4 protein-coding genes are annotated in these 2,753 nt (G+C 49.7%); all 4 read left to right on the top strand.

Translation table 11 applies throughout. From position 1 onward, the window contains the following. On the top strand, positions 1 to 1,295 hold a 1,295-nt coding region (locus Q0628_RS09645), incomplete at its 5' end, for a DUF1538 domain-containing protein (protein WP_298770498.1). A gap of 9 nt (positions 1,296 to 1,304) precedes the next feature. Continuing rightward, entirely contained in the window at positions 1,305 to 1,718 is a 414-nt protein-coding gene (locus tag Q0628_RS09640; RefSeq protein WP_298770496.1) for a hypothetical protein, read from the top strand. Continuing rightward, entirely contained in the window at positions 1,715 to 2,119 is a 405-nt protein-coding gene (locus Q0628_RS09635) for a P-II family nitrogen regulator (protein ID WP_298770494.1), read from the top strand. Before Q0628_RS09640 ends, Q0628_RS09635 begins: the two co-directional genes overlap by 4 nt. A gap of 97 nt (positions 2,120 to 2,216) precedes the next feature. Beyond that, positions 2,217 to 2,600, top strand: coding sequence for a hypothetical protein (locus Q0628_RS09630; RefSeq protein WP_298770492.1), 384 nt, complete (start codon positions 2,217 to 2,219; stop codon positions 2,598 to 2,600). Positions 2,601 to 2,753: the final 153 nt, after the last annotated feature.

The raw sequence follows: 2,753 nt of genomic DNA, 5'->3' as shown, positions 1-2,753 counted from the left end.
GGTTGTTGTTGCTCGTTTCGGTCTGTTTTGTGATGGGTGTGCTCATTACGGTTGCGGAACCCGATCTTTCTGTGCTCGCTGAACAGGTGAAGAACGCTGTGGAACCGACTCTTCTGATAGCGACAATCGGTATCGGCGTAGGCCTTTTCCTGGTCGTTTCGATAGTAAAGATTGTCTTTAAAAGGGATCTCTCGACCATCATCATATTCTTCTATCTCGTTTTGTTCATGCTTGGCATGCTTATGGTAACCTTTGGCAAGGATATGTTCGTGCCGCTCGCTTTTGACTCGGGTGGTGTGACTACGGGTCCGATTACGGTTCCCTTCATCATGGCGCTCGGAGTGGGTGTTGCGGGGGCGATTGGTGGCAAGAATGCAAACGAGAACAGCTTCGGCCTGATTGCGCTCTGTTCCGTAGGCCCGATTATTGCCCTAGCAGGGCTTGTGATTTTTTCGAAGGGGGACTTGACCTACCATCTTTCGCACGGGGCTTATTCTATCGACGCGAGCCTTGGCATGAACTTGATCCCGACGGTGCTCAAGGTTGCACGGGAAGTTCTCGTTGCGCTTGGTCTGATCGTTATCTTTTTCATGGTGTTGCAGATTGCGGTACTCAAGCTTTCGTGGTCGAAACTTATACAGATGGCTTTCGGTATCGTATACACATTTGTGGGACTAGTTGTCTTTTTGACGGCCGTAGCGGTAGGTTTTATGCCGGTGGGCTTTGAACTAGGACAGCAGCTAGGCCGGATGCCGAAGGCCCTGGTGGTGGCGGGCTTTGTGCTTGGCTTGGTGGTGGTGCTTGCAGAACCTGCGGTGCACGTGTTGAACAAACAGGTCGAAGAGGTGACGGGAGGCCTCGTGACCAAGCGCTCGATGCTGATTGCGCTTTCGGTAGGTGTGGGTATTTCGATTGGTCTTTCGATGATCCGCATTATTGTCGGGTTCCCGATTATTTATTACCTGATTCCGGGCTATTTTATTTCACTCGGTCTTTCGTTCTTTGTGCCTAAGCTTTATACCGCGATTGCGTTTGACTCGGGTGGTGTGGCGAGCGGTCCGTTGACATCTAGCTTTATTTTGCCGTTGGCCATAGGAGCCTGTGCCGCCATTCAGGGCGAGGGCGATTCTATTCTGAATTATGCTTTCGGTATTGTCGCGATGGTTGCGATGACTCCCTTGATTACCATACAGATACTTGGTTTCAGGGCGGTCGTAGCGACTGCGCTACGTAACCGTACGATGATGCGCCGTATTCAGGATGCCGACGATGAACAGATTATTGACTTTATGTAGGGAACGGCTGTGGAATTAGAAAAGAAAAATCGCAGTAAAACTTCGCGTGGAGGCCGTGCCAAGGTTTCCATGAACCGTCTTAAGATCCTGATTACGGTGGTGAGTCGTTCCAAGGCCGATTTTTATATGGACCACATCCAGTCCTTCGGTGTGAACATGCAGATGGTCGTGTTTGGCCAGGGGACGGCTCCGCGTGAAATTGTGACTGCAATGGGGCTTACGGATTCTGAACGAGCAATCATCATTAGCGTTATTGGCGAAAACCAGCTACAGGCAGCTCTTGAAAGCCTGGCCGAAAAGTTCAACACGATTGCTGGAGGCAAGGGCATTGCCTATACGATTCCCATGGCAAGCGTTATCGGCAAGTCGATATTTAATTTTCTAAGCGACAACCGCGATGCGGTACGGAGAAACGAAAAATGAGCGGATTCAATCACGAAGTCATCTTTTGTATTGTGAATACCGGATTCTCTGAAACCGTGATGGAAGCGGCGAAGGATGCCGGTGCCCGTGGCGGTACGATTCTGAATGCCCGCGGTACGGCAAACAAGGAGGCCGAGTCGTTCTTCCATATCGCGATTCAGCCTGAAAAAGAAATCGTCATGATTCTGGTGGATTCCAAGATTAAGGATGCCGTGCTGCACGCCCTTTATCAGAAGGCGGGGCTCGATACGATGGGCCAGGGAATAGCCTTTTCGGTTCCGGTTGACAACGTGGTTGGACTTACCCCTTGGAAGGCCGAGATCAAGGCGGCAGAGGTCGCTGCCGAAAAGGCGGCTGAAAAGGCCGAGGCCGCTATTGAAAATGCCGAAAAGAAACAATAGTTGTAATTAACGGAATTTCAGCAGGGCTCCATAGAAAAAGGAAACGTCATGATCACTGTATTCATCATCCTTCTCGTAAATTGGCGTCCGATTCGCCATGTTCACTGCCAGAACCTTCATCGATATTATCAAGAGCCCCGCATCGCTGTTTTTTATCATGTGCTTCATAGTGCTGGCCATTTTAGGACTTCTCATTATGCAAAAATCTCCGAGTGACTCGTCCTATGACCCCGGCAATGATATCCCTGTAGCTACAGAATACAAATCGCAACAATTCGACGAGGAAGTTAAGAACGACATTAAGGAGTTGGCAAAGGAAAAGAGATATTACCTATTAACCAAAGCAGACGGGAAGCGCGTAGACAACACGCTCTACACGAGGAAAGAACTCCGTGATAAGGTCTACGAAATCATGAAGAACGAGCACATGGACGAGGCCGCGATGAATGAGACCTTTGACTATGAGGAAGTAGATGAATAATCTCACTACTATGGAGTAGAATATGGCAGTTTTTGAAACGCTTTTTATCTTGACCGGGCTTTTCGTGGGCCTTACGTCGCGGGGAGGAATGTACTTACTCCTGCTGCCGCTTGCCGTAGTGGCGTTCGTGCTCGCCATTATGAACAGGCCGAG

The organism is uncultured Fibrobacter sp., assembly GCF_937877005.1.
Taxonomy (GTDB): Bacteria; Fibrobacterota; Fibrobacteria; order Fibrobacterales; family Fibrobacteraceae; genus Fibrobacter.
This window is presented reverse-complemented; position numbering and strand designations above follow the sequence as displayed.